3 protein-coding genes and 1 pseudogene are annotated in these 2,628 nt (G+C 67.4%); 1 reads left to right on the top strand and 3 read right to left on the bottom strand.

Annotated features, from left to right (window positions below; translation table 11 throughout):
• Positions 1-360: 360 nt before the first annotated feature.
• Positions 361-849, bottom strand: coding sequence for a DUF6233 domain-containing protein (locus ACIBJF_RS52900; protein WP_399185039.1), 489 nt, complete (start codon positions 847-849; stop codon positions 361-363).
• A gap of 140 nt (positions 850-989) precedes the next feature.
• Here ACIBJF_RS52900 and ACIBJF_RS52895 point away from each other — a divergent pair.
• A pseudogene (locus ACIBJF_RS52895) lies at positions 990-1,136 on the top strand (IS5/IS1182 family transposase); the annotation flags it as partial.
• A gap of 274 nt (positions 1,137-1,410) precedes the next feature.
• Here ACIBJF_RS52895 and ACIBJF_RS52890 read toward each other — a convergent pair.
• Both ACIBJF_RS52890 and ACIBJF_RS52885 read right to left on the bottom strand, forming a co-directional pair.
• Positions 1,411-2,031 carry a transposase gene (locus ACIBJF_RS52890; RefSeq protein ID WP_399185038.1) on the bottom strand — a complete coding sequence of 207 codons (621 nt, stop codon included), beginning with the start codon at positions 2,029-2,031 and terminating at the stop codon, positions 1,411-1,413.
• Positions 2,032-2,036: 5 nt separating this feature from the next.
• Complete coding sequence (locus tag ACIBJF_RS52885; RefSeq protein ID WP_399185037.1) at positions 2,037-2,540, bottom strand: hypothetical protein; 504 nt, start codon at positions 2,538-2,540, stop codon at positions 2,037-2,039.
• Between the last annotated feature and the right edge of the window lie 88 nt (positions 2,541-2,628).

Raw genomic sequence — 2,628 nt, 5'->3', positions numbered from 1 at the left:
GCCACGCCACGCCCGAATCCGCAACTCAACCCCGACACCGCCTGCCCGACCCCGAAACGATCACACCGGAATCAAGCCGGTGGATCCGGGCTGAGTGGGGTCGCAGGGCATGACTGGGCGCAAGAACCCTCCCACCCCAGCAACCGGCTCCTCGGGACCGGCCTGTGAACCCGCCTGTCCCCTCAAGCGCGGGTGACGGGTCGGTCGTGGTCCTTCAGCCGACCGAGCGGCAATAACGGCGCGAAGTGAATCGCCAGGTGGACACCACCCATCACCTGCCAACGCCCGCCGTCCGCGTTCATCGTCGTGTTGCTCGGCGTTCAGGGTTTCCTTTCTCGTTGGTCGTGGGTAGTTGGCGGCTCAGTCTGGGTCGCGTGGGGGCGTCGGTGCCTGTGTCTCTTGGCCGGGGGGCTCTTTGTGGTCAGTGAGGGATCCGGCTGCTCCGCATTCTCTACATGCCGCTGCGCGGGGCTGGTGGAGTGCGGTGAGTGCTTGTTCCCGGTCGAGCGTCTGGGCGCTGGGGGTGCAGCCGATGACATGGATGAGGGTGGCTCCTGGATGGCCGGGGCGGTGGGGCAGGCGCTGGACTGTCCAGGCCGGCTGGCCTTTGCGCGGCGGAGTACTGCCTGTCTGGGACGCACGGCGGGTGGGCACGTGTTCGTAGGAGATGCCAGGGACGGGGCGTGCGTGTGCCGGGCTCACCCAGGCTCGGTGCTCGACCGGTTCCACACCGCCATCGGCGGCGTCCTGCCATATGAGGAATCCCACCTGGTATCGCCAGCCGTCCTTCGTCTGGCGCCGGGCATGAAGCCGTGCCCGGATCTCCTGACCGCCCGGCAGCGTGACCATGATCAGCGCCGCACCGTGATCGTCCTTCGGCTTTCTCTGCTCTGCGGTCACCCTTTACTTCCTGTCCTGTCCGCAACATTGTGTGCTGCCATCATGCCGAGTCCTGATCAATCATCGGGTGCGCATGATGTGCCTGCTGTTTCGAGCACGTGATAACCGCCCTGGTCCACGGCTCCGGCTACGAGCGGATCGCCACCGCGGGCTGCTCGGACCGCACCATTCGACGCCGCGTCAGACACTGGGCTCAGCTTGGGATAGGTGAGCAACTGCATGCCCTGGCGCTTCAGCCTCGATCCACCGCGTGAATTCCGATCAGGGGTGTCGGGCGGGTTCCGGGTGTTTCTTCGGGATGCGGGCAGCGGCGATTGCCGGGCGGCCGTCCGGTGCGGGGTCTCCAAAGTCTTCGGATCGTGGGCGGGCAAAACGGTCGCGTGGGTCAGGTGACCATGCGCTGTCCGGTCGCTGTCCACAGGTCGGTGAAGTCGTCTGCACAGCACCAGAGTTGAGTCAGGTGGAGGGTGAGGCGGCGGGCGCCGATGGCGATCCGGGCGGGGATGTGGATCAGGTGGCGGCGGATGGTGCCGGTCCGTGCTCTGGCGTGGAAGGTAGAGGCGAGGTGCCGGCGGCGCGGGTGAGGTTGTAGGCGGTGGCTGCGAGGGTGAGCCAGGCGGCGTTCGCGGTGAACTCCCCCGACGGCAGGTGGGCGAGTGCGGAGCCTTCCAGGTCGGCGAAGGCCTGTTCCACGACGGCGTGTTCGCGATGCATGGGTTCGGCCTGGGCCAGGACGAACGGGCTGTCGGTGAAGATGACGTGGTGGCGCCAGACGCCGAACAGTTCGGCCTGCCCCTCGGGCACGCTCTTCGGGTTCAGCCGTTTGACGCGGCGCACGATCAGCCGGGCGGCGGTGTGGAACGCCTTCTTCTTGCTGGTGAACGCGGTGAACGGGACTTCGGCGATCTCCGCGTCGGAGATCCAGCGTTGCTCGTCGGCGTCCCACACCGCACTGGTGTACTTGATCGGTGTCCAGGCGGACTCGTCCATGCCCGCGATCGCCTCGCGGATCGTCTTCTTCACCGCCACGGCCAGCGAGAAGTGCGCGCCCGCCTTCCGGCACACGTCTACCACCTTGTGCGAGAAGTACGCGGAGTCGGCACGCACGATGATCTTCGCGGTGATGCCCATCGCCCTCACCGTGGCCAGCGCCTCGCGCAGCAGGCTCGCCGCCCCTTGCCGGAGCCCACCGAACCCTTGCGCAGCCTGGTGGCCACGATGACCGGCGCGCAGGTTGCGATCTTGACGGTGACGATCTGGAAGTGCAGGCCGCGCTGCTTGGTGTAGCCGAAGGAGGCCCCCCTGCTTGGCCGGCCGTATACCTGCTTGACCTTGGAGTCGATGTCGACGAACACCACCTCGTCCGTCCTGGGGACCAGGCCGGTGTGTGCCGCGAGATTGCAGGTGAACGACCGTACCTCGGCCTCCAGTTGGCGTACGTGGCCCCAGGTGAAGGCGCGCAGGAAGCTGCCCAGTGTGGACGGGGCGCGCACTCCGCCGAACAAGCGGGATAGGCCACCGTGCCGAAGAACGTCCAGATTGTCGATGCTGTCAGCCCCGGCGACCATGCCGCCCACGATGGACAGGGCCTTCGCGTCGGCTGCCGTACCGGCACCGTTCCTCGCGCCGGTGAGCTTCACCGGGTTCCTCCGAGGATGCCCCGGCCTTCAGGCCGGGGAGGAATCGGACTCCTGCGGAGCAGGGCAGGGATAGCCGGATCGCCGTCAG

The organism is Streptomyces sp. NPDC050743 (assembly GCF_044456925.1).
Taxonomy (GTDB): Bacteria; Actinomycetota; Actinomycetes; order Streptomycetales; family Streptomycetaceae; genus Streptomyces.
The sequence above is the reverse complement of the archived record's forward strand: the minus strand, read 5'-3'. Positions and strand labels throughout refer to the sequence as shown.